Genomic DNA, 20968 nt, shown 5'->3' with positions numbered 1-20968 from the left:
GAAGGAGCACGAATGAAAGCATTGAATGCTATAGCTATTCTGTTAACCGCCATGCTGCTGCAGGGCTGCGTTGCGGTTGTGGCGGGCGGCGCAGCGGTTGCCACCAAAACGGCCACCGATCCACGCTCGGTAGGTACGCAGGTTGATGACAGCACGCTGGAGCTACGCGTGACTAACGCGCTGGCTAAAGATCAGCAGATTAAAACCGATGCCCGCATTATCGCCACGGCCTATCAGGGCAAAGTGTTGCTGACCGGTCAGGCGCCTTCGCAGGAGATCGCCGGTCGAGCCAAACAGATCACCATGGGCGTTGATGGCGCAACCGAGGTCTATAACGAGATCCGTATCGGCCAGAAAGTGACGCTGGGCACCACATCGTCAGACACCTGGATTACCACCAAAATCCGCTCGCAGCTGCTGGGCAGCGATCAGGTGAAATCCTCCAACGTGAAGGTGACGACGGAGAATGGCGAAGTGTTCCTGCTGGGTCTGGTGACACCGCAGGAAGCGCAGGCAGCGGCTGATGTCGCCAGCCGCGTCAGTGGCGTGAAGCACGTCACCACGGCCTTCACCATGCTGAAGTAATACGCAAAACGCAAAAAAGGCGGCCCTAGCCGCCTTTTTTATTGCCCGATGTTCAGACGGGAATGTCGATGACCAGTGCGCGGGTCGCGGTTTTCGCCGTCAGTTGCAACAGCTTCTCTTCCTGCAAAAAGGCACCATCGCCACAGCCCAGCTTCTCCTGATGATCCGTGCCGGACATCGCTTCCAGCGAACCGTGAATCGACTGCAGATAGGCTCGCGGCCCCTGTAACTGCAGCGAATGCTTTTCGCCTGGTGCCAGCTCGACCTGATGAATCCACACCTGCTGACGCAGTTGCAGACTGTCGTCCATGCCATCCGGCGAGGCGATCAGCTGGGACAACCGGCCATCCGTCAGGGCAATTTTCTGCATCCGCGGATTTTCGCGCTCCGGACAGGCGGCCAGCCAGAGCTGCATGCGTGTCAGCGGTCGATCTTTGCTCAGGTTCATTTCGGTGTAACTCACACCCGGCTGGGCAGAGAGCAGCAGCGCCTCCCCTTCCCGCACGCTGATCGTGTTGCCTTCGCTGTCGCGGTATTCAGCTTCACCCTGCAGCACGATGTTCAGGACATCAACCTGTGGATAGGTGCGCGGCTGAAAAGCGGCACCCGGCGCCAGCACTTCCTGGTTCAGTACGCGCAGCGACGCGTACCCCATCAGTTTGGGATCAAAATAGTGGCCAAAAGAGAAACTGTAGCGCGCCTGTAACCAGCCGAAATCGGCCTGACCACATGCGGACGCACTGCGTGTCGTTATCATTGTTTACCTCCAGCATCCGGTGACGAGGATCGGCCACGGACTATATGCTCCCATGGTAAAAGTCTGGACGCCGGATTGTTAGCCAGTTAATCTGCCGGGCATGTTCAAATTTCCTGACAGAGAACCGGGATGGCTAAAGAGCGTGCGTTAACCCTTGAATCTTTACGCGTTATGGATGCGATTGATCGGCGTGGCAGTTTTGCCGCGGCGGCGGATGAACTGGGGCGCGTTCCTTCCGCCCTCAGCTACACCATGCAAAAGCTGGAAGAGGAGCTGGATGTGGTGCTGTTTGACCGTTCCGGTCACCGTACCAAATTTACCAACGTGGGACGCATGCTGCTGGAGCGTGGCCGGGTGCTGCTGGAAGCAGCCGATAAGCTCACCACCGATGCTGAAGCGCTGGCACGTGGCTGGGAAACCCATCTGACCATCGTCACCGAAGCACTGGTACCTGTTGATGCGCTGTTTCCGCTGGTGACGCGGCTGGCCGACAAGGCCAACACACAATTTTCGCTGGTGACGGAAGTGCTGGCGGGCGCGTGGGAACGGCTGGAACAGGGCCGGGCCGATATCGTGATCGCCCCCGATATGCACTTCCGCGCCTCCACCGAGATCAATACGCGCAAGCTCTACACCATGATGAGCGTCTACGTCGCCAGTGCCGACCATCCGATTCATAACGAGCCTGAACCTCAGTCTGAAGTGACGCGGGTGAAATACCGTGGCATTGCGGTCGCAGATACCGCGCGTGAGCGTCCGGTGCTGACCGTGCAGTTACTGGATAAGCAGCAGCGCCTGACCGTGAGCAGCATGGACGATAAGCGCCGTGCGCTGCTGGCTGGCCTGGGCGTGGCGACCATGCCCTATTCGCTGGTGGAGCAGGATATTGCGGAAGGCCGTCTGCGGGTGGTGAGTCCGGAATATACCCGCGAGGTCGATATTATTATGGCGTGGCGGCGTGACAGCATGGGCGAAGCCAAATCCTGGTGCCTGCGTGAGATCCCGCGCCTGCTGGCGAAGAAAAACTAAAGCGCCGATTCAGGGCGAGGGCCAGGAGCGGCTCAGGCAATCCATCGCCACTGCCCTGAAGCGGGTGAAATCGGTGCTGTCCCGCAGGCGGGTCATCGCCCTTTCACGCAGGAACGTCACAAACAGATCGTATATCGCCATCGCCTCTTCATATTCACTTTTGCTGATCGCCAGCAGGAAAATGACATAGGCGGTATCGTCTCCCCAGGCGATGCCGTGCGGCGCCAGCACGGTATAAACCACGGTTTTCTTTGCCAGCAGCCCCAGCGAGTGCGGCAGCGCAATGCCTTCGCCGAGCATGGTGCTGACAATCGCTTCGCGCTCTTCAACCGACGGATAGAACGCCGCATCCACAAATCCCTCCGCCTCCAGTTGATCGCACAGCTGGCGAAACAGTTCAGACTGGGTCATCGGCCTGTCGACGATATGAAAGTGCTGAGCATCAAAAAATTTCGCCAGCATATAGGGCCGGGTACGGTCCACCAGCACCAGCTTGCCAATCTGTTCCAGCTGAAAACCGGTGGGAAACGGCGACATCACCACCACCGGCTTCTCTTTTTCGCTGAGCCGGATGGTAGAGATAACAAAATCTTCGTCGATGCGGCTGCGCGCCTCATACTCGCGCTGAGACAGGCGGGCCGTGACCTGCAACTGCGGATATTTGCGCAGCAGCATCGCCTCAATCATTCGCAGCGTAGAGTTACCGCTGTCGCAGACCAGCAGCACCTGCGGATGACGCTGATAACCGACGTCATAGTGGCGCTCCAGCCCGACACCGATATGCAATACCAGAAAGCCAATCTCATTCTCGGTGATGACGTAAGGGGTATATTTCCCCCAGCTGGTCACCGCCGCTAAGGTGACATCATAGGCCATGGGATAGTGCTGTTTGATGTTGCTGAGCAGCGGGTTGGGAATATGAATCTGATAGCGCACCCGCGTAATCATGGTTTTGATGTGGGTGAGCAGGTCAGCACGCAGCTGCTGATCGTTTTGCAGATTGAAGTTGTAATGCGTGTTGATAAAGCTGAGCAGATAATCCACCAGCGCGTCGGCGTCATCAGCATTGATGGCGCTGGGAGCAATCGCCTGAATGCGTCGCGCGGCGATATTGACCCGCAGCCAGTTCTCTTCCGCCGGTGAAATCGGTTTGCTGACCAGCGGGCGCATCAGATTAATCAGGTGATGGGCCGCTTCACGCACCTCATCACCAATCTCCTCTGCACCCGGATCGTTAAGCGGATAGCCTTCACTGATGCGCCGCACCGCCACGGCGCAGTAAAGCCGCAGATAGCGTTCACCCTCATCGCTGAGCCGAATGTTGTGCTGAGCAAAACAGCTTTGCAGCAGCGGGCGCAGCGTCTCCAGCATGCCGCTGTTCAGCGCTTCGATAGTGAGCAGCGGGCTCTCGGGCTGCGCCTGATCAATTTGCCATAACAGGTCGGTCAGGCAGGTACGAATTGCCACTTCGCTGCCAAACAGCTTCATGCCGTAATGTGGCTTGCTCTCAATGGTGAGGTGATAGCGCCCCAGCCATTCGCGCACCTCCGCCATATCATTCTGCAGGGTCGCGCGGCTGACAAACCACTCCTCTGCCAGCTCTTCAAGTTTCAGGGAATAAGCGGCGGTAAGAAAGCGGGTCAGCAGGTAGCGAACCCGATCCGGCGAGGTGCGCGGTACCCGCAGCGGCGACGCGGTATGCTGTTGCAGATGCTGAAAGCGCTGAGCATCCTCAATCTTCAGCTGATAGCCCGCGCCGCGATTGAGGACAAACTGCGCGCCATGTTCTGCCAGCAGCGCATTCAGCGCCGTGATATCGGTACGCACGGTGCGTGTCGAGACGGCGAAACGCCGCGCCAGCTCATCCTGAGGCAGCGTTTCGTTTTGCATGGCATCGAACAGTTGCGCAAGGCGCTGATTGGGAAATCTCACAAGCGTTACCTGTTTGCAGACAGAAATAGGGAACATCAGCCTACGGAGATCGTCTCGCAACGTCCATGTTGCGCGATCTGCCTGTTGCAGGCAGATCGTGTTGATCTCTAAGCCAGCAGCGTTTTACAGATGGCCAGCAACTGCTTCACATCTTCAACGCGGGTCTCTCCGCTGGCTTTGTCGATGATCGAACTGTAGACGTGCGGGATCACTTTGCTGACGCCCGACTCCAGCGCAATGCGCACGATCTCACCGAAATTTTCCAGATCGATGCCGCCGGTTGGCTCCAGCCAGAAATCCTGTTTTGCACAGGCTTCCGCCACAGCGCGATACTCATCCACCGCCTGCAGACCGCCCATCGGGAAATATTTTACCGAGCTGCCGCCCATATCCTGCAGCATCGCGATCGCCGTTTCGACGGGCACGATCCCGTCACGCTGTTTTGAGCTGCGCGGTCCGGTGGAGATTTTCACCAGACCTGGCGTGCCGGTGGGCGAGATCAGACCGTTCACTATCGTCTGCGACTGCCCCAGCAGCGCACGGCTGGTGGCGACGCCGGTAAAGACCTGATTCACATGCTGCGGTTGCAGCACTGCCGAGATCTCACTCACCATCTGTGACTGGTTGGGATCGCCCGCACCCAGACCAATCGAGAGCGCATTATCGATCAGCGCGGCATACTCGCGCATATCGGCGATAGCGGCTTCATTGCTGGCGTAGTTTTTCGACAGCACGCCGACCAGCACATGCCCTTCTGCCGCCTGCCAGATGGCGCGCGCATTCTCTTTCGATCCCGCCAGTACGTTAAGGCAGAGACGATCCTGATAGAAATTGGGTGTCAGCGTCATGCGTTTTTCTCTCCGTTTAACAGTGCCTGAATGCGGGTGAAAATAGTGTGCAGTTGATCGGCGCTGACGCTGCGCACGTCCGCCTCAATGATCCCTTCGTTGGCTTTGTAGCCACGGAAGTAGATCGCCACATCGCCGTTTTTCAGCGCCTGTACCAGATCGCCGGTGCGCTGCTGGATCGCGGCTTCGTCAAACTTGATCTCAGCCCGGGCGATGTCGCGTCCGGCGGCATCCCACACTACCCGGGCCGTCACGCCATTCAGACTGTTGAGCTGTTCAATGAACGGCGTCATTTTTTCTACCATCTGCGCGCCGCTGATTTTTGGCTGCGTCAGATAGTTTTCAATCGCCTGGGTCAGCCCCAGGATCCCCTCTTTGCCCACTTTCATCGCGCGGCCAATGCCGTTGGTCTGGCGCTTGACCCACTCAACGTAGTGGTGTCGGCCAATTACCAGTCCGCTGGTCGGCCCTTCAATCGCTTTTGCTCCGCTGTAGATCACCAGATCTGCCCCCGCCTGGTAGTAGCATTGCAGATCCTCTTCCGCCGCCGCATCGACGATCAGCGGGACGCCATGCTGGCGCGCAACGGCTGCGGCCTGCGCCACATCGAGATGGCTCTTCTGCACACAGTGGTGCGATTTTACATAGAGGATCGCCGCGGTCTGTGGGGTGATCGCCGCCGCCAGCTGGGCGGGTGAGCACTCGTTGCTGTAACCCGCTTCCACCAGTTGCCCGCCACCCAGTGCCACCATGCTGCCGACCGGTGCGCCATAGTTCACGTTGTGCCCTTTCGGCACCACAATCTGATGCGGGACGGTCAGCGGCGCGGCATGCAGGTTATCCACCAGCCAGTCGTTGTCTTTCACAATCACCGCCGCCACGCTCTGGGCGATACCGGCCGAGGCGCAGGAGACCACCAGCGCGTTCTCCACCTTCAGCAGACCGGCGATATAAGCACCGGTCTTATCCACCAGATCTTTCATTTCGAAGTAGTGATCGAGGCCATATTTCACCGTATCGATCACCTCACTCGACGGCGTAGAGACGCCGAGGATCGTCATACGGCCAGAGGCGTTAATCACCGGCTTCAGGCCATACTTTTCATATACCGAGGTCATGCGCTATTCCTTCTTCAGTCGCGATCCACGTACCAGCAACGACGGCCGCCAGCGGGACCAGATGCTTCTCACCTGCGACCTGTTCACCTTCTGAATCGATGAATGGCCGGGTTTCCTCTTTGACGCTAAACACAGTCAGATCGGCATCGTAGCCGACTTTCAGCTGGCCTTTGCGCTGCAGGCGCAGTCCTGCCGCCGCATTGAGCGTTACGCAGTCAATCACCTGCGGCAGCGTCATACCGACACTGAAAAATTTCGACATCACATGCGCCAGGTTGTGAACCGGTCCGGCCAGACGATTGCGGCAGTAGATGTCAGAGCTGATGGTGTCGGGCAGAATGCCCTGCGCAATCGCCGCGCGGGCGACTTCAAAGCTGAAGCTGGCACTGCCGTGGCCGACATCGAGTTTGACGCCACGCGCGATAGCCTGTTTTACGGCCGCTTTGAGTTCGCCCTGCGGCGTCAGGATACGGTTGGGTTTGCCGTTAAAGCAGTGCGTGATGATGTCACCCGTGGTGAGCAGATCCGCAATCTGGTCGAGATTGGGCGGATTATTGCCAATGTGAACCATCAGCGGCAGCCCGCCGGTTTCCTGCTGGATCGCCTTCGCTTTAATCAGCGGCTGCACACCATTCTCGCCCACCACGCTGCTGCTGATGCGCGCCTTGAGGCCGACAATAAAATCGGGCAGCCGCGCCACCGCCTGCTGCACCGCCTCGCCATCTATCTGCGTCATGTCAGCCAGCTCATTCTGGGTGACGATGCCGGTGCGGGCGATATTGATCAGCGCATAAACCTGGGTCTGTGCCGCGCGTGTCAGCCGGTAAAAGTCATCAATGTGCTCTGCGCCGGTGCTGCCCGCATCGACAACCGTGGTGACGCCATGCGCAACACCAATCGCATCCGCTTCATCATGATAAATCGGTGATTTGGGATAGCAGTGAACGTGGGAGTCGATCCAGCCTGCGCTGAGGTAGTAACGGCCAGCCAGATCGCGCTCGCGCTCTGCGTTGCCCTGCACCTTGCCTATGGCGGCGATGCGGCCATCCTGCAAGGCAATGTCGACCACCTGCTCATCGCTGAGACGCGCACCGCGAATAATCAAGTCGTACATGGTTTCTCCTTAACGGCAGCCCGCTGCCGGGCTGCCGGTGAGATCAGAGAGCAATCGGAAACAGTGCCCCGAGGATCATCGCGCCGAGGATAGCGCCGCCGGTAATGGGCTTGTTCCAGAGATAGAAGAGCAGCGCGCCCAGCAGCGAACCCAGGCCAATCGGAATAGATGCCGCCATGGCTGACAGGATGATCAGCGGCCCCAGAAAGCGCCCCGAGGCATTACCCGCACCCATCATCACGTCTGCGCCGTAAGTTGAGTCGCTCTGATTGATGGTGAATTTACGCGCCAGAATAATCAGGTAGCCAATCGCCACACCAATTACCAGGCCCGTCGCCAGCGAGGCAGCGAAGTTCGCCACCGGGAAGACAATGCCCGCCCCCAGCAGTAGTGCCGGAACGCCCAGTCCGACGCCGGTCTGAATCGCCCCGCCGATATCCAGAATGCCCACCAGCGAGCCTTCGATGATACGGGCGAACAGGAAGCTGGCACCAAAGGCGGCGACCGCGCCGTAGACGCCGGTCTCCATGCCTGCGCGCAGCATCGACACAAACGCCACTTCATTGAACGCGCCGATGCCATAGAGGTAATACATGTGTGTCCCGGCAAAGACGCCAGAAGAGAGCAGGCCAACAAAGATCGGGAAAGACCAGTCGGCGTACCAGAAGCCTTTATTTTCGTTCATCGCATCGCCTCTTATTTGCCGCTGACTGAGTTATGGATCATGTCGAGCCAGCCGGGAATGCCGAGCTGGAAGGACTGCAGCAGCTTCATATCGAAACCACGGAAGAAGCCGCTCAGCACAAACAGCAGCACGATGGCGGTCATCATGACTTTGGTGACCCGGTTCCAGCCGCTCTCTTCCACGCCTTTACCGATCAGGATACCCAGCACCAGTCCCGGCACGGCGTTGCCCATGATCAGCTGCGCCAGACCGCCAAAAATGGTGGCCCAGAAACCTGACTTTCTGCCCGCGTCGATCGCCGCCAGCCAGAAGATCACCGGCATGACGGTGTTCACCAGCAGGTTAGCGGCGGGCACCAGCACTTTGACTGCCGTGACCTGCAGCGCAGCCGGAACAGCCGAGGCGGTGGAGTTGAGGAAGGCGACCACGATCATGCCGATGATGCCGCAGGCGATGGCCATTTTTTTCGGATCGTGCAGCGTCTCCGCCACATTACGATTCTTCACCATCAAGGCGGCCGCACCCCAGTTTGGAATGATGCGATGATCCACATCCTGAGTGAATGAACCGGCTGCAACCGACGATGCCCAGGCATTGAAAAAGAAGCCAAGACCAAAGGAGAAGTGGGATGCCGGATCGCCCTCGCACGAGTTCAGTTCGCCCAGCGTACGGAAAGCGCCCATGCCCTGAGTGGTTGGCGCGTGGAACATGCGCGCCGCACCCGCACCGACGCCGACCCCTACCAGCCCGCCAATGATCAACGACTTAAACAAAATGATTAAAAACATGTTGTTGTACCTTGTTGTCGTTTTTACCTGCCCTATCGCACGCCGCCGCATCGCCCATGCCTGATCATCGCGATGTCGCGACAGCAGAGCATCGGGCAAACGGCTGGCTGGCGTTAACAGGCTCTGTTTTACGATGCCGCCGTGAACGCCACCTGTTCGGTGTCGAAAACGGTGACGCTGACGGTGATCTCCAGCGTGACGCTGAAGCTCCGCCGTTGGCGCGCCAGAAAGAAGAAGAGAAACTTCTCGGTTTTGACGCTCTCCTGCGCGCGCAGCACCCGGACATCCTGAGGTTCAATGCGCAGCAGAATTTTTTGCGTCGCGCGCAGAACCTGGTTCTGCACACGACTCAGGGCATCGGCAAAGGCTTTTGCTTTGGTGTCGCCTTTGCCCTCGACCGTCACCTGGGTAACGTATTGTTCTTTCATAATCAGCTGCCGTGCTTCTTGTTCCAGGCCTGCACCAGCCGTTCGCCTAACTCTTCTTTATCCATAAAGCCGAAGCCCAGCACCGTGGCACCTTCATTAATGGCGGTGACGCCTTCGTCGACAGAACGCATGCCATGTTTTGCTTTGTAGCCATATTTGTTCTGAGCGGTGATAGCACCGGCGCCGCCGCTGCCGCAGAACGAGATGCCGAAATCGGCGTTTTCCGCCTTCATCACGTCACCCAGTTTCATGTCAGCAGCGACACCTGGCACCACGACGGCACGGCCACCCGCTTTTTCGATGCCCGCCGCCACTTTCTGTCCTTTACCTAAACGATCACCAATCACTACTGTTACCATCTTATGTTCCTCTCTGGTTGTTTGATCGCGCGACTTCAATATGCACTGACAGCAGCCAGGCCTCTTCGCGGGGCAGATTGCCAAACAGATCGACGACCTGCTGCGCCAGCGCTAACGTTTCCGGCGGAATATCCTCAAACAGCTCCGCTTCCACTTCCGGCAGCGGCTCACCGCTCAGCGAGCGTGACGCCATGGCACCGACATGTGATTGCAGCATCTGCTGCTGAACCGCATTGGGCTGAATACCATGCTGCTGATAGATCGCAGCAATCTGCGTCATCACGCTGTCAGCCAGCTGTTGCACTTTCTCAGGTGCCGCTTCATACACCGGGACGCCGTTATTACTCACCTTGCTACTCCTGTTAAACCGGATAATTCGCGTTAAAAACAAATTAGCGGTCATCGCCCCGGCTGTGGAGAGGCAACATTTCCAGCAGCAAGTGGAAATTGAAGTGAAGGTTGTGCGTCAGATCGCAGGCTGCATGCTTAGTGCGACACGCGTCGCAGAATGCGTAATTTGATGGATTTAACCGAGAAAAGCGGTGATGTTGTGCGGCGACAAGCCGGACGCGCGGGGGTTCAGGGTGCGGTAATAAGCAGAAGTGATGGTAAAAAACCGCCGGCCTGGCTGGCCGGCGATCTGATTAACGGAATTTCTTATGGTTGGTATTGCGGATGTCGTCGAACTTCGCTGCTTCGCGTTTCGCCCCGTCCACATTGTTGGCTTTCGCCAGCGCGCTGACCACATCGATCTGCGCGATCAGTGAGTCGATACCGGCATGGAAATCTTTCACCTGTGGGCTGTCAGCCGGCTGGCCTTCCAGCTTATCCGGCGTGCCCTGTCGCGCATCCTGCGCTGCGGCACGCATTTTGGTTAACGCCTGCTGCATCTCCTGGGCATTGTCACTTTTTTTGACGATTTTCAGGTTCGCATTCAGTGTATCCATATCCTGCTCCAGATCCGCCGCATAGAGACTGACGCTGGAGAACAACAGAGAAGCCGACAACATTGCAATCACATGCTTACGCATCATTACTTCCTTTTTATTGTGATGAAAAAAAGCAGCCAACCGGCTGCTTCAGGAATCCATCTTTATTGTCCCGCTATCTTCATCTCAGGCAGTAACACTGAACCGCACTGGATATTGCTGCGGGTTTCAATATCGTCACCGATGGTCACCATATTGCGCCACATCTCTTTGAGATTTCCGGCGATAGTCACTTCGCTGACCGGGTACTGAATAACGCCATTCTCGACCCAGAACCCGGCCGCACCGCGTGAGTAATCACCGGTAATGGCGCTGACGCCCTGTCCCATCAGTTCGGTCACCACTAACCCGGTGCCCATCTGCTTCAGCAGGTCGTCAAAGCTGTGGCCCTGGCCCGCAATGCGCCAGTTATGAATGCCGCCAGCGTGACCGGTGCTGGTCAGGCCCAGTTTGCGGGCTGAGTAGCTGGTTAACAGCCAGGTCTGCAGCACGCCATCTTTGATGATGTCGCGCGCCTGGGTACGCACCCCTTCGCTGTCGAATGGCGTGGAGGCGAGCCCTTTCAGCAGATGCGGCTGTTCATTGATGGTGAGCCACTCCGGCAGGATCTGCTGACCCATAGAATCCAGCAGGAAGGTCGATTTACGGTAAACGTTGCCGCCGCTGATCGCGCCAACCAGATGACCAAATAAGCCGGTTGCCACTTCAGAGGCGAAAATCACCGGGGCTTTCATGGTCGGAAGTTTACGCGGTGCCAGACGAGAGAGCGTGCGGCGCGCGCACTCTGCACCGACCCACTCCGGGCTCTTCAAATCTTCAAACGCGCGCCCAATGGTGTAGGCGTAGTCGCGCTCCATGTTGCCATCCTGCTCGGCAATCACGCTGCTGGAGAGCGAGTGACGGCTTGAGCAGTAGCTCTGTAACATACCGTGGCTGTTGCCAAAGACTTTGATGCCGACGTGGCTGTTGAAGCTGCCACCTTCAGTGTTAGTAATACGCTTGTCGGCGCGCAGTGATGCCTGTTCCGCCTGCGCAGCCAGTTCAATGGCGCGGTCAGCATCAATCTCCCACGGATGGTAGAGATCCAGGTCTGGCGCATCATAGGCCAGCAGCTCTGCGTCGGCCGGACCGGCGAAGGGATCGGGCGAGGTATAGCGCGCAATATCAATCGCCGCCTGCACGGTGCGTTTGATCGCGTCCGGGCTGAGGTCGGTCGATGAGGCGCTGCCTTTACGATTCTGATGATAGACGGTGATGCCCAGCGCACCGTCGCTGTTGAATTCGACGTTTTCCACTTCGCCATAGCGGGTGCTGACCCCGATGCCGGTGGTTTTACTGACTGCCACTTCCGCGCTGTCAGTGCTTGCTTTAGCCAGTTCAAGTGCCTGCGCAATGGCCTGCTCCAGTACTTTTCGCTGTTCTGCAACCTGAGTAGATACGTTCATCGACCTGCCGTCTAATCTTATGTGTGAATGATTTGAGTCTATCAGAGTCAGAGAACAATTTCGCAGTCACCCGATAAACTGGTAGGATTAGCCTCTTTTTTTTGGGAGCCCGGAAATGACCAAACAGCCCGATGAGTGGCTCGACGATGTGCCAGATAATGACGAAGAAGAAGATGAAGAGATTATCTGGGTCAGTAAGAGTGAAATTAAACGCGATGCAGAAGAGTTAAAGCGCCTGGGTGCCGAACTGGTTGATCTGGGTAAAAACTCGCTGGATAAAATCCCGCTGGATGAGCGCCTGCGTACTGAAGTGGAACTGGCACAGCGCATCAAGAAAGAGGGTCGCCGTCGTCAGCTGCAGCTGATCGGTAAACTGCTGCGCAGTATTGATGTGGAGCCGATCCGCGTTGCGCTGGATAAGCTCAATAATCGCCATAACCAGCAGGTTGCGCTGTTCCATAAACTGGAAATGCTGCGCGATCGTCTGATTGAACAGGGTGATGAAGCGATGGGCGACGTGATTGCGCTTTATCCCGATGCCGATCGTCAGCAGTTACGCAGCATGATCCGTAACGCGCAGAAAGAGAAAGCGGGCAGCAAGCCGCCGAAGTCTGCCCGTCAGATTTTCCAGTATCTGCGCGAACTGGCCGAAGCGAAGTAACGCCATGGCGGGCAGCCTCGCCCGCCTCCCGGCAGCGCATTCATCGATAGATATAGAGAATACCGGTGCGCAGCCGCAGCTGGCGTTCGCTCGATGTCGCAGAACGTCCGATATCACCAAAGGTGACGTAAGGCACCCAGACGCGATCGTTGCCAAGCGCATAATCGAACTGTAACTCCTGTTCGTAATCGTCATGTTTATTGGCAAAGAGTTTCGCATCCGCGTGTTTATACACCAGCTTATAGGTGGTGGTCAGCCGATCGCTTTTATTTCGCAGATAGAGATCAAAACGGTTGGCAGTGCGATGCCGGTCAGTATCGCAATAATCAATACCGCCGGTGCGGCATTGATCGTCATGCGCATAATCGGTCAGCTCAAGACGATAAAGGCCACCGAGAGACCAGCGATCATTAAATTTATACCAGGGTGCCACACCAAATTTCCATTCAGTGCGCGAGGAGTTAAATTCTGGCTGAATAAAAGGCGACACTGTCCAGTTTCCCCAGTAATACGACTTCAGAAAGGTCACCTCCACTACGTTTAACACGGTGTCGTTATAATATTTGTCTTTTGGATCGGCGCCGCCGGTTTTGAATTTGGTTTCGACCCCGAGAAACATATTGTCCGGCAGCGTGGTGCTCAGACCCAGCTTGTCGTAGTGCGTGCGGTCGCGAAGGCGGTACTCATGCCGGTAATCAACGGTGGCCGTGGCCAGCGCCGCAGCAGAACTGCATAACAACGCGGCGCCCAGCAAAAACGACAATGAATTATTATTTCCCATATGAACATCCTTATTAGTGGTAATCAGAGCAATGAATTATCCGAACTCATTCGTTTAACCCAGAGTTAACTTATATTTAAAACCCTCATCAATATAAGATCGCGCATAAAGAGAACCTGTTATTTATTCCTTTAACTTTAACGCGTTAATTATTATCCCTCAGTCACTACAGGGATGATGCTAGAAATAACCGGCGAGAGCGGCCTTTCTGTTTCAGACACTAATAAGAAAAATATGGCAACGGCAGGAAGAGTGAGCAGATCGAATTCAAAAATATGCGGGATTTATTGAGGGAATAATATTTCCGGGGATAATGCTTTTAAAAAAAGCGCCCGAAACGGGCGCCTGTGACATTATGCCAGCCTGTCCAGCAGCTTCTGGTGGATACCACCAAACCCGCCGTTGCTCATGACCAGAATCGTGTCGCCTGGCTGCGCGGCTTTGGCCACCATTTCCACCAGGGTATCGATATCCGCGCTCCAGTGTGCAGGCGGAATGCACGCTTCTGCGACATCAGATACCTGCCACGGAATATGGTGCGGCTGGAACAGAAAGACCTCATCAGCACGCGCCAGCGACGGTGCCAGATCGTTCTTGCTGACGCCCATCTTCATGGTATTAGAGCGTGGCTCCAGCACAGCCAGGATACGCGCTCTGCCGCCAACTTTGCTGCGCAGGGCAGCCAGCGTCGCCAGAATCGCGGTCGGATGGTGAGCGAAGTCATCATAGACTTTGATGCTGTTCACTTCGCCGCGCAGCTCCAGCCGTCGACGCGCATTGATAAAGCTGTTCAGCGCCTGGCCTGCATCTTCCGGCTTCACACCCACATGGCGCGCGGCAGCAATCGCCATCAGCCCGTTGTGCATATTGTGTTCACCCACCAGCGCCCAGTTCACTTCCCCGACTTTTTCGCCGTCGAGCCAGATTTCCCAGTGAGACGCATCGTTGGTGAGCTTCTTCGCCTGCCAGCGCCCGTGCTCGCCGACGTTCTCCTGCTCGCTCCAGCAGCCCATCGCCATCACCTGTTTGAGGTTAGGATCATGTTCCGGCAGCAGGATCTTGCCCTGGCCCGGTACGATCCGCACCAGATGGTGGAACTGCTTCTGGATCGCCCGCAGATCGTCAAAGATATCGGCGTGATCAAACTCAAGATTATTGAGGATCAGCGTACGTGGGCAGTAATGGACAAACTTGGAACGCTTATCGAAAAACGCGCAGTCGTACTCATCCGCCTCAATTACGAAGAATGGACTTTTTCCTAATTTTGCCGAGACATCGAAGTTTCCGGGCACACCACCAATAATAAAGCCTGGCTCAAGGCCGCAGGCCTCGAGAATCCACGCTGCCATGCCGGCTGTGGTGGTTTTACCGTGGGTTCCCGCGACCGCCAGCACCCAGCGATCGCGCAGCACGAAATCGTGCAGCCACTGCGGGCCAGAGAGGTAAGGAATGTTGCGTTCCAGCACCGCTTCCACGCAAGGATTACCCCGCGTCATCGCGTTGCCGATAATCACCAGATCAGGCACCGGGTCAAGCTGACTGGCGTCGTAACCTTCTGTTAATTCAATACCTTGCTGTTCAAGCAGAGTACTCATAGGTGGGTAAACGTTGGCGTCTGACCCGGTCACCTGATGACCAAGTGAACGGGCCAGCATCGCCAGACCGCCCATAAAAGTGCCACAAATCCCGAGGATGTGAATGCGCATTACGTGATCCATTACTCAAAAGTTCGGCGCACAGTGTAACGCCGCTCGCAGACGGAAGAAACGGATTAGGACTATGGTTTTTGAAGTTCAATCGGCTAAACTGCGTACGCATCCGTTGGCAGACTGTTACGCGTGCTGCCACTCCATCGAAGATTCAGGGAATGTGTTATGAAAACGTTGGGCGAATTTATCGTCGAGAAGCAGCATGACTTTCCGCACGCTACAGGTGAACTGACAGCGCTGATTTCCGCTATTAAGCTGGGTGCCAAAATCATCCACCGCGATATCAACAAAGCCGGTTTAGTGGATATTCTGGGTGCCAGCGGCGTCGAGAATATTCAGGGTGAGCAGCAGATGAAACTTGATCTGTTTGCCAACGAGAAACTGAAGGCAGCACTGAAAGCACGCGGCATCGTCGCCGGTATCGCTTCTGAGGAAGAAGACGAGTTTGTGATCTTTGAAGGTGAAGAAAACGGTAAGTACGTGGTGTTAATGGATCCACTGGATGGTTCTTCTAACATCGACGTTAACGTTTCCGTCGGCACCATTTTCTCTATCTACCGCCGCGTCAGCGAGCCGGGTACGCCGGTTGTTGAAGCGGACTTCATGCAGCCAGGCAACAAGCAGGTCGCTGCCGGTTACGTGGTTTACGGCTCCTCCACCATGATGGTTTATACCACCGGTGCAGGCGTGCATGCGTTTACTTACGATCCGTCTCTGGGTGTGTTCTGCCTCAGCCACGAACGTATGACCTATCCACCAACGGGTTACACCTACTCCATTAACGAAGGTAACTACATTCGTTTCCCGCAGGGTGTGAAGAAATATCTGAAGTTCTGTCAGGAAGAGGATCTGCCAACGCACCGTCCTTATACCTCACGTTACATCGGATCGCTGGTCGCGGATTTCCATCGTAATCTGCTGAAAGGCGGCATCTACCTCTATCCAAGCACCGCCAGCCATCCTCAGGGTAAGCTGCGTCTGCTGTATGAGTGCAACCCGATGGCGTTCCTGGCAGAGCAGGCGGGCGGTAAAGCCAGCGACGGTCAGAAGCGTATTCTGGATATTCCACCGGTCACGCTGCACCAGCGCTGTCCGTTCTACTGCGGTAACGAGGCGATGGTGAACGACGTTGAGCGTTTCCTGGCCGAGTTCCCGGATTGCCGTCAGGGTTAATCCGGCAGGGGTAAGGTAAAATTTTAAAAGCCTGCTCAATGCAGGCTTTTTTATTGTTTCGCTAATAGTGCGTTTCAGCCGCATCGCGATGCTGGTAATAATGGGCTATCTCTTTTTCAGCTCGTTTGCGCATACCTGAATTAGCGGGAAAATGAACTAATCCTGCAAAATATAAAAGCAGCCCCAGAAAACTGATGAATAAGCCAAAAAAGGAGCCAGCAGACATTATGAATATCCCCAATGCCAATGCTGCCAGACCTATAACTAAAAGCATAAAAGCAGTGCAAATTCTGGAGCTTATCTTAGATTTATTGAAATATAGCTTACCACCATTATCCATACTCAAAACATATTGATGGACAGCAAAATACTTAAAATCTGTTATTTCACTCGAATGGTTAATGATGCCAATAACTTCCTGCTGAATTATCCTGTTTTTTATACCATAAATCTGCTGATTCGATAGTGTCACATAACGATTCTTAAGATGCGTTGACTCTTCCTTTTCGATAATTCCATCATTAATTTTATTTTTCAAAATTTTAATTTTATTGCTAAGTGTATGCTGAAAAACATGTTCGATCTTAATATTTTTAGCAATCCGCCGACATAAATAAAATAAAGTAAGCAATATCACAGCCAACATGACATTAAGAGGCGAACGCTCCAACAGGGAAGTTAGCCTTTCAAGGGTTTCAACGAATACAGTATCCATATTCTCAGTCCTGATTATTTACAATAATGATTTATTATCCATGCTAACTAAAAAAACATTAGATAAAAATAACTTAGGCTCAAAGAACAGTTAACATGTCGACTTTAGTAAAAATGAGAAAAAAGAATGAGCGCATCATAAATGCGCTCACCATTTTTACGCCGTCTGCAACCTGAACTGCGCCATGGTTGCCTGAAGCTGCTCGGACTGCGCTTCCAGCGACTGGGTCGCGGCGGTGGCCTGCTCTACCAGCGCCGCGTTCTGCTGCGCCGCCGCATCCATCTGTGTGACCGCCAGATTGACCTGCTCAATGCCACGGCTCTGTTCGTCGGAGGCCATCGAGATTTCTTTCATCAGTGCCGTTACGCGCATGACCTCACCAGAAATCTCATCCATGGTTTCCCCGGCCCGCGTCGCCATCTCGCTGCCCTCTTTGACCCGCGACTGTGAATCACTAATCAGCGTACGGATCTCTTTGGCCGCGTTAGCGCTGCGCTGTGCCAGCGTGCGCACTTCATTTGCCACTACCGCAAAGCCACGGCCCTGTTCGCCTGCGCGCGCCGCTTCAACGGCGGCGTTGAGCGCCAGAATGTTGGTCTGGAAGGCGATACCATCAATCACGCCAAGAATGTCGCCGATACGATTGGCACTGTCGGTAATCTCATGCATTTTTTCCATCACGTAGCAGACTACCTCCGCGCCGCGATCGGCAGTATCAGAGACCGCGTTAGCCAGCTGGTGCGCCTGCTGGGCATTGCTGGCGTTAAGCCGCACGGTTGCCGTGAGCTGCTCCATGCTGGCGGCAGTCTGCTCCAGCGAGGCGGCGGACTCTTCGGTACGCTGCGACAGATTGACGTTGCCCGCGGCCAGTTCACGGCTGCCGATGTCGATCTGCATACTCGCTTCGCGCACCTGACTCACCGAGGTACGCAACGACTGCTGCATCCCGGCGAGCGCATGATTAAGCCGCCCCAGCTCATTGTTGCCCGACGGTGGCAGCGCCTGCGAGAGGTCGCCCGCCGCGACCTGCTCAAGATGGAGAATGGCCAGGTTCAGCGGCTGCAGCAGCATCCGGCGCAGCAGTTGCCAGGCGAGCACCAGCAGCAGCAGTGTTAATACCACCGCCACGGCGATCAGGATTTTCATTTTGGTTTCGTTGTAGGCCGCCTGCGCCAGCTGGGCCTGGGTGATCTGATCGGCCAGCTGGCTGAAGTCCGTGACGGCCTTGTTGTAGCTGGCTGCCAGCGTCGCCAGGTTGCCTTCCAGCAACTGGTAATACTCGTCGGTATATTGCTTATCCAGGGCGTTCATCATCGGTTTGATGCCCTGGTCGAGATAGGCTTTGTAACTGGCCGAAACTGCATCAGCCAGCTTTTTGCCGTGCGCCGTCACCGTTCCGGCGTCTACAAAGCGCTTCAGGCTTTGCTGTGATGAGACCACATCCGCCTGCGACAGTTTTGTTACTGCCGCCCCCTCTTCCAGTAAACCAATTTCAATTTTACGCACCGCCAGCGCGGCGTTAGCGCGGGCCCGCATCAGATCGGCATTGCTCTGGTAAAGACTGTTCAGCTCGATCCCCTGAATGCGGTTGATCACATCCAGCGAGCGATTCCCTTTGTTAATTGCCACGATACCCATAAAACTCACCGCCAACAGCAGCAGTGTCATAAATGCCAGCAATGCCAGCAACCCCGTGCGAAGTGATAACTGTTTCATCCAGATAGTTTCCGTGTATGTGAAAAGGCAAATTTTCCAGCGGCCCTAAAACGGATGAAGTATCGGCAGTAACGGCGCGAAACTTTAACCCTGATTAGTGTTAACAACTTGATCATCACGGGAACATCCATCAAGCTAATCGCCGCTTATCCGTTATCCGGAGAAAAGAATGAAACCAGGATTACTTCTGATGCTGCTGTGCCTCAGCACAGCGGTGCTGGCAGAGGATCTGCCGACAGACGCCTCGCCCGATCGCTGCCTCAATGACGCCTCGACTACCCTTGCCATGAACCAGTGCTACGCTGCGGCCAATCGGGCCTGGGATCAGGAGATGAATAAGCAGTACAACAAACTGATGAAAACCCTCTCCGGCGAACCTAAAAACAAACTGCGCGCCGCGCAGCGCGCCTGGCTGAGCTACCGCGACAGCTGGCTTGAGGCGAGCCGCAGCCAGCTCAGTACACAAGGCACGCTGGGCAGCGTGGCGCTGAGCGCTCAGAGCCTGAGCCTGGTGCGCAATCAGGCACTGATGCTGCAGTCACTTGGTAAAGGCAGCTGTGCTAACCCCGATGACTGCTGATCGATAACCGGCTTTTGCGCTGACTGAAGTCAGCGCACTCATTAACCTTCAGGGAGAAACCATGGCTGCTTACGCCTCGACCATCATTCTGATTTGCCTTGCCGTGCTGAGTTATTTCGTTCACAACAACGCGGTCACGATTTCAATTCTGGTGCTGCTGGCGATTAAAATTACCCCGCTGGCTCAGTTCTTCCCCTACGTAGAAAAACAGGGCATTACCTTAGGCATCATTATTCTTACCGTGGCGGTGATGGCCCCGCTGGCAAGCGGCTCACTGCCCGCCTCTGCGCTGATCAAGTCGTTTGCTAACTGGAAGTCGATTGTGGCGATTCTGGTGGGGATCTTTGTCGCCTGGCTGGGCGGCCGTGGCGTGAACTTTATGAGCGTCCAGCCTTCGGTGATTGGTGGTCTGCTGATTGGTACGGTGATTGGCGTGGCGTTCTTCCGTGGGGTGCCGGTAGGACCACTGATTGCCGCAGGCATTGTTTCGCTGTTTGTGGCGGCTAAGTAGCGTTTGGGCGCATTCCGAAACGCCAAAAAGGGGGCATACTTTCAGAGTCAGTTGGCTATAATAGCCGACACTCAACATACGACTACTGAAGGAATGCCAGATGAGTTTGAACCAGGTGCCAGCAGGTAAAGACCTGCCAGAAGATATCTACGTTGTCATTGAGATCCCAGCGAATGCTGATCCGATCAAATATGAAGTTGATAAAGAGTCTGGTGCCCTGTTTGTAGACCGTTTCATGTCTACCGCCATGTTCTATCCGTGCAACTACGGCTACATCAACCATACCCTTTCTCTGGATGGTGATCCGGTTGACGTACTGGTTCCGACCCCGTATCCACTGGTTCCAGGCTCAGTGATCCGCTGCCGTCCGGTTGGCGTGCTGAAAATGACCGACGAGTCTGGCGAAGATGCCAAACTGGTTGCCGTTCCGCACACCAAACTCTCTAAAGAGTACGATCACATCAAAGATGTGAACGACCTGCCAGAACTGCTGCGTGCACAGATCACCCACTTCTTTGAGCACTACAAAGATCTGGAAAAAGGCAAATGGGTGAAAGTGGATGGCTGGGATAATGCCGAAGCCGCTAAAGCTGAAATCATCTCCTCTTACGAGCGCGCACAGAAGAAGTAATTCTGCTGCCGGTTTGTGAGTCGAAAAAAAAACACCGTCCGGATGGACGGTGTTTTTGTTCAGGCCTCTGGCTCCTCATCGCGCTTCAGCCAGTCACCACTCATGATGCGCTGGCGTCCTGCCACTGAGCGTTGATAGACATAAAGCCATGCACTGCCAAACGGCGTCTGAGTCAGATAACGTTTGTACTCTCCCCCTTTGGTGCGAAGCGCATCCAGCTCCGCAAGGGTTGAGGCATCAATGCGGTACACCTCACAATGTACCGCTCCATTGCCCTCAATCACGCCGGGATAATGGCCCAGACTGTAAAGCTCAAAGCCTTCAATCTGGTGATCACCCAGCCACTGCGCATTCGTCATCCAGTGACTGTTTCCCTGTTTGCGCCGTAAACTGCCGTAGACAATTATTCGCATT

24 protein-coding genes are annotated in these 20968 nt (G+C 55.5%); 7 read left to right on the top strand and 17 right to left on the bottom strand.

Annotated elements, in window-relative coordinates; all coding sequences use genetic code 11:
• Nucleotides 1–12 precede the first annotated feature (12 nt).
• Nucleotides 13–585 (top strand): division/outer membrane stress-associated lipid-binding lipoprotein, encoded by a 573-nt coding sequence (dolP, locus tag ACK13D_RS07935; RefSeq protein WP_010256504.1) that lies wholly within the window; start codon nucleotides 13–15, stop codon nucleotides 583–585.
• 52 nt (nucleotides 586–637) lie between these two features.
• On the opposite strand, the gene ACK13D_RS07930 is transcribed toward dolP, so the two are convergent.
• A complete protein-coding gene (locus ACK13D_RS07930; protein ID WP_060681136.1) occupies nucleotides 638–1342 on the bottom strand; it encodes a pirin family protein in 705 nt (234 codons plus the stop codon).
• A 129-nt stretch (nucleotides 1343–1471) separates the two neighbouring features.
• Here ACK13D_RS07930 and ACK13D_RS07925 point away from each other — a divergent pair, with 129 nt between their 5' ends.
• Complete coding sequence (locus ACK13D_RS07925; protein WP_010256496.1) at nucleotides 1472–2371, top strand: LysR family transcriptional regulator; 900 nt, start codon at nucleotides 1472–1474, stop codon at nucleotides 2369–2371.
• Between the two features lie 9 nt (nucleotides 2372–2380).
• Here ACK13D_RS07925 and ACK13D_RS07920 read toward each other — a convergent pair whose 3' ends face one another.
• The 11 genes from ACK13D_RS07920 to pmbA form a co-directional block, all read right to left on the bottom strand.
• Nucleotides 2381–4303 (bottom strand): BglG family transcription antiterminator, encoded by a 1923-nt coding sequence (locus tag ACK13D_RS07920; RefSeq protein WP_031594357.1) that lies wholly within the window; start codon nucleotides 4301–4303, stop codon nucleotides 2381–2383.
• A gap of 107 nt (nucleotides 4304–4410) precedes the next feature.
• Nucleotides 4411–5151, bottom strand: a complete 741-nt coding sequence (dagF, locus tag ACK13D_RS07915) for a 2-dehydro-3-deoxy-phosphogluconate aldolase (protein WP_033780645.1) — start codon at nucleotides 5149–5151, stop codon at nucleotides 4411–4413.
• A complete protein-coding gene (locus ACK13D_RS07910) occupies nucleotides 5148–6269 on the bottom strand; it encodes a DgaE family pyridoxal phosphate-dependent ammonia lyase (RefSeq protein WP_033769812.1) in 1122 nt (373 codons plus the stop codon). Before ACK13D_RS07910 ends, dagF begins: the two co-directional genes overlap by 4 nt.
• Nucleotides 6253–7383, bottom strand: a complete 1131-nt coding sequence (locus ACK13D_RS07905) for an amidohydrolase/deacetylase family metallohydrolase (protein ID WP_418796088.1) — start codon at nucleotides 7381–7383, stop codon at nucleotides 6253–6255. The genes ACK13D_RS07910 and ACK13D_RS07905 overlap by 17 nt, the downstream gene beginning before the upstream one ends.
• A 43-nt stretch (nucleotides 7384–7426) precedes the next feature.
• Nucleotides 7427–8068 carry a DUF4310 family protein gene (locus ACK13D_RS07900; RefSeq protein ID WP_010256482.1) on the bottom strand — a complete coding sequence of 214 codons (642 nt, stop codon included), beginning with the start codon at nucleotides 8066–8068 and terminating at the stop codon, nucleotides 7427–7429.
• Between the two features lie 11 nt (nucleotides 8069–8079).
• Entirely contained in the window at nucleotides 8080–8856 is a 777-nt protein-coding gene (locus ACK13D_RS07895) for a DUF4311 domain-containing protein (protein WP_010256480.1), read from the bottom strand.
• 128 nt (nucleotides 8857–8984) lie between these two features.
• A complete protein-coding gene (locus tag ACK13D_RS07890) occupies nucleotides 8985–9284 on the bottom strand; it encodes a DUF4312 family protein (protein WP_010256479.1) in 300 nt (99 codons plus the stop codon).
• A gap of 2 nt (nucleotides 9285–9286) precedes the next feature.
• Nucleotides 9287–9643, bottom strand: a complete 357-nt coding sequence (locus tag ACK13D_RS07885; protein WP_010256477.1) for an SFCGS family glycine-rich protein — start codon at nucleotides 9641–9643, stop codon at nucleotides 9287–9289.
• A gap of 1 nt (nucleotide 9644) precedes the next feature.
• Nucleotides 9645–9992 (bottom strand): glycine dehydrogenase, encoded by a 348-nt coding sequence (locus ACK13D_RS07880; protein WP_418796085.1) that lies wholly within the window; start codon nucleotides 9990–9992, stop codon nucleotides 9645–9647.
• A gap of 295 nt (nucleotides 9993–10287) precedes the next feature.
• A complete protein-coding gene (cybC, locus tag ACK13D_RS07875; RefSeq protein ID WP_010256473.1) occupies nucleotides 10288–10674 on the bottom strand; it encodes a cytochrome b562 in 387 nt (128 codons plus the stop codon).
• 62 nt (nucleotides 10675–10736) lie between these two features.
• A complete protein-coding gene (gene pmbA, locus ACK13D_RS07870; RefSeq protein ID WP_010256470.1) occupies nucleotides 10737–12077 on the bottom strand; it encodes a metalloprotease PmbA in 1341 nt (446 codons plus the stop codon).
• A gap of 115 nt (nucleotides 12078–12192) precedes the next feature.
• Between pmbA and yjgA the strand changes: the two genes are divergently transcribed.
• Nucleotides 12193–12738: a ribosome biogenesis factor YjgA gene (yjgA, locus tag ACK13D_RS07865; protein WP_010256467.1), complete on the top strand. Its 546-nt coding sequence runs from the start codon at nucleotides 12193–12195 to the stop codon at nucleotides 12736–12738.
• Between the two features lie 40 nt (nucleotides 12739–12778).
• Here yjgA and ACK13D_RS07860 read toward each other — a convergent pair whose 3' ends face one another.
• Together ACK13D_RS07860 and mpl are read right to left on the bottom strand one after the other, a co-directional pair.
• Nucleotides 12779–13519 carry an oligogalacturonate-specific porin KdgM family protein gene (locus tag ACK13D_RS07860; RefSeq protein WP_010256466.1) on the bottom strand — a complete coding sequence of 247 codons (741 nt, stop codon included), beginning with the start codon at nucleotides 13517–13519 and terminating at the stop codon, nucleotides 12779–12781.
• A gap of 353 nt (nucleotides 13520–13872) precedes the next feature.
• A complete protein-coding gene (gene mpl / locus ACK13D_RS07855) occupies nucleotides 13873–15225 on the bottom strand; it encodes a UDP-N-acetylmuramate:L-alanyl-gamma-D-glutamyl-meso-diaminopimelate ligase (RefSeq protein ID WP_010256463.1) in 1353 nt (450 codons plus the stop codon).
• 168 nt (nucleotides 15226–15393) lie between these two features.
• On the opposite strand from mpl, the gene fbp reads away from it, so the two are divergent.
• Nucleotides 15394–16401, top strand: a complete 1008-nt coding sequence (fbp, locus tag ACK13D_RS07850) for a class 1 fructose-bisphosphatase (RefSeq protein WP_010256459.1) — start codon at nucleotides 15394–15396, stop codon at nucleotides 16399–16401.
• A 61-nt stretch (nucleotides 16402–16462) separates the two neighbouring features.
• On the opposite strand, the gene ACK13D_RS07845 is transcribed toward fbp, so the two are convergent.
• Together ACK13D_RS07845 and ACK13D_RS07840 are read right to left on the bottom strand one after the other, a co-directional pair.
• Nucleotides 16463–17116 carry a hypothetical protein gene (locus ACK13D_RS07845; RefSeq protein ID WP_418796082.1) on the bottom strand — a complete coding sequence of 218 codons (654 nt, stop codon included), beginning with the start codon at nucleotides 17114–17116 and terminating at the stop codon, nucleotides 16463–16465.
• A 156-nt stretch (nucleotides 17117–17272) separates the two neighbouring features.
• Nucleotides 17273–18832, bottom strand: coding sequence for a methyl-accepting chemotaxis protein (locus ACK13D_RS07840; RefSeq protein WP_418796080.1), 1560 nt, complete (start codon nucleotides 18830–18832; stop codon nucleotides 17273–17275).
• A 169-nt stretch (nucleotides 18833–19001) separates the two neighbouring features.
• Between ACK13D_RS07840 and ACK13D_RS07835 the strand changes: the two genes are divergently transcribed.
• From ACK13D_RS07835 to ppa, 3 genes are all read left to right on the top strand, one after another.
• Nucleotides 19002–19412 carry a lysozyme inhibitor LprI family protein gene (locus tag ACK13D_RS07835; protein ID WP_418796078.1) on the top strand — a complete coding sequence of 137 codons (411 nt, stop codon included), beginning with the start codon at nucleotides 19002–19004 and terminating at the stop codon, nucleotides 19410–19412.
• 61 nt (nucleotides 19413–19473) lie between these two features.
• Nucleotides 19474–19923 carry a DUF441 domain-containing protein gene (locus ACK13D_RS07830; protein WP_003855520.1) on the top strand — a complete coding sequence of 150 codons (450 nt, stop codon included), beginning with the start codon at nucleotides 19474–19476 and terminating at the stop codon, nucleotides 19921–19923.
• Between the two features lie 100 nt (nucleotides 19924–20023).
• Nucleotides 20024–20554, top strand: coding sequence for an inorganic diphosphatase (gene ppa / locus ACK13D_RS07825; RefSeq protein ID WP_003855519.1), 531 nt, complete (start codon nucleotides 20024–20026; stop codon nucleotides 20552–20554).
• Nucleotides 20555–20613: 59 nt separating this feature from the next.
• Here the strand turns inward: ppa and ACK13D_RS07820 are convergent, their stop codons facing one another.
• Entirely contained in the window at nucleotides 20614–20967 is a 354-nt protein-coding gene (locus ACK13D_RS07820; protein WP_010256451.1) for a gamma-glutamylcyclotransferase family protein, read from the bottom strand.
• Between the last annotated feature and the right edge of the window lies 1 nt (nucleotide 20968).

It is taken from the genome of Pantoea sp. K16, from assembly GCF_048452805.1.
Taxonomy (GTDB): domain Bacteria; phylum Pseudomonadota; class Gammaproteobacteria; order Enterobacterales; family Enterobacteriaceae; genus Pantoea; species Pantoea agglomerans.
This window is presented reverse-complemented; position numbering and strand designations above follow the sequence as displayed.

Bases quoted from the DNA above. Each gene is read 5' to 3' on its own strand.
- dolP (WP_010256504.1), top strand. From the start codon at position 13: ATGAAAGCATTGAATGCTATAGCTATTCTGTTAACCGCCATGCTGCTG.
- ACK13D_RS07930 (WP_060681136.1), bottom strand. From the start codon at position 1,342: ATGATAACGACACGCAGTGCGTCCGCATGTGGTCAGGCCGATTTCGGC.
- ACK13D_RS07925 (WP_010256496.1), top strand. From the start codon at position 1,472: ATGGCTAAAGAGCGTGCGTTAACCCTTGAATCTTTACGCGTTATGGAT.
- dagF (WP_033780645.1), bottom strand. From the start codon at position 5,151: ATGACGCTGACACCCAATTTCTATCAGGATCGTCTCTGCCTTAACGTA.
- ACK13D_RS07910 (WP_033769812.1), bottom strand. From the start codon at position 6,269: ATGACCTCGGTATATGAAAAGTATGGCCTGAAGCCGGTGATTAACGCC.
- ACK13D_RS07905 (WP_418796088.1), bottom strand. From the start codon at position 7,383: ATGTACGACTTGATTATTCGCGGTGCGCGTCTCAGCGATGAGCAGGTG.
- ACK13D_RS07900 (WP_010256482.1), bottom strand. From the start codon at position 8,068: ATGAACGAAAATAAAGGCTTCTGGTACGCCGACTGGTCTTTCCCGATC.
- ACK13D_RS07895 (WP_010256480.1), bottom strand. From the start codon at position 8,856: ATGTTTTTAATCATTTTGTTTAAGTCGTTGATCATTGGCGGGCTGGTA.
- ACK13D_RS07890 (WP_010256479.1), bottom strand. From the start codon at position 9,284: ATGAAAGAACAATACGTTACCCAGGTGACGGTCGAGGGCAAAGGCGAC.
- ACK13D_RS07885 (WP_010256477.1), bottom strand. From the start codon at position 9,643: ATGGTAACAGTAGTGATTGGTGATCGTTTAGGTAAAGGACAGAAAGTG.
- cybC (WP_010256473.1), bottom strand. From the start codon at position 10,674: ATGCGTAAGCATGTGATTGCAATGTTGTCGGCTTCTCTGTTGTTCTCC.
- pmbA (WP_010256470.1), bottom strand. From the start codon at position 12,077: ATGAACGTATCTACTCAGGTTGCAGAACAGCGAAAAGTACTGGAGCAG.
- yjgA (WP_010256467.1), top strand. From the start codon at position 12,193: ATGACCAAACAGCCCGATGAGTGGCTCGACGATGTGCCAGATAATGAC.
- ACK13D_RS07860 (WP_010256466.1), bottom strand. From the start codon at position 13,519: ATGGGAAATAATAATTCATTGTCGTTTTTGCTGGGCGCCGCGTTGTTA.
- mpl (WP_010256463.1), bottom strand. From the start codon at position 15,225: ATGCGCATTCACATCCTCGGGATTTGTGGCACTTTTATGGGCGGTCTG.
- fbp (WP_010256459.1), top strand. From the start codon at position 15,394: ATGAAAACGTTGGGCGAATTTATCGTCGAGAAGCAGCATGACTTTCCG.
- ACK13D_RS07845 (WP_418796082.1), bottom strand. From the start codon at position 17,116: ATGGATACTGTATTCGTTGAAACCCTTGAAAGGCTAACTTCCCTGTTG.
- ACK13D_RS07840 (WP_418796080.1), bottom strand. From the start codon at position 18,832: ATGAAACAGTTATCACTTCGCACGGGGTTGCTGGCATTGCTGGCATTT.
- ACK13D_RS07835 (WP_418796078.1), top strand. From the start codon at position 19,002: ATGAAACCAGGATTACTTCTGATGCTGCTGTGCCTCAGCACAGCGGTG.
- ACK13D_RS07830 (WP_003855520.1), top strand. From the start codon at position 19,474: ATGGCTGCTTACGCCTCGACCATCATTCTGATTTGCCTTGCCGTGCTG.
- ppa (WP_003855519.1), top strand. From the start codon at position 20,024: ATGAGTTTGAACCAGGTGCCAGCAGGTAAAGACCTGCCAGAAGATATC.
- ACK13D_RS07820 (WP_010256451.1), bottom strand. From the start codon at position 20,967: ATGCGAATAATTGTCTACGGCAGTTTACGGCGCAAACAGGGAAACAGT.